At 65.7% G+C, this 431-nt stretch carries 1 pseudogene; it reads right to left on the bottom strand.

Annotation, left to right across the window (positions count from 1 at the left end):
• Positions 1–47 precede the first annotated feature (47 nt).
• Positions 48–431: pseudogene (locus H7I57_RS23250) on the bottom strand (hypothetical protein); the annotation flags it as partial.

Below are 431 nucleotides of genomic sequence, written 5' to 3'. Positions count from 1 at the left end.
GAGACGCCCTTGCCAGGTTTTCGACAGTGCCACAGTGGTCTCTTTTCTTAGGGCTGGTAACCGAGAAACTTCAATGCGCTCATCGCGAACGTGTTGTCCACGGGGTCGCTGCCGTTGTCGGGCACGGTCAGATCCGGATACAGCTCAGGGTTCTGCGGTGTTTCCGACAGCGGCCCGCCGCCCTCACCGAGCAGCGATTCCACCAGCCCCGGCTGCGCCTCAGGCAGGGCAGCCGGATCGGTGGCCGGCAGTGGCGAGGCGGGCGGGCGGGAGGTCTGCAAGACCACCACGCTGACACGGGAGGCCAAGACCCGTCGCGGCAGCGCGGCGGTCACCGGGCCGTGGGCGTTCCCGGTGTCCTGAGTGAAGATGTCAGAGACCACGTTGCCGTTGAGGAAGATGTATTGCAGCCGCGTCACCACCCGATGCTG

The sequence above is a fragment of the Mycolicibacterium pyrenivorans genome, assembly GCF_025821625.1.
Lineage (GTDB): Bacteria > Actinomycetota > Actinomycetes > Mycobacteriales > Mycobacteriaceae > Mycobacterium > Mycobacterium pyrenivorans.
This window is presented reverse-complemented; position numbering and strand designations above follow the sequence as displayed.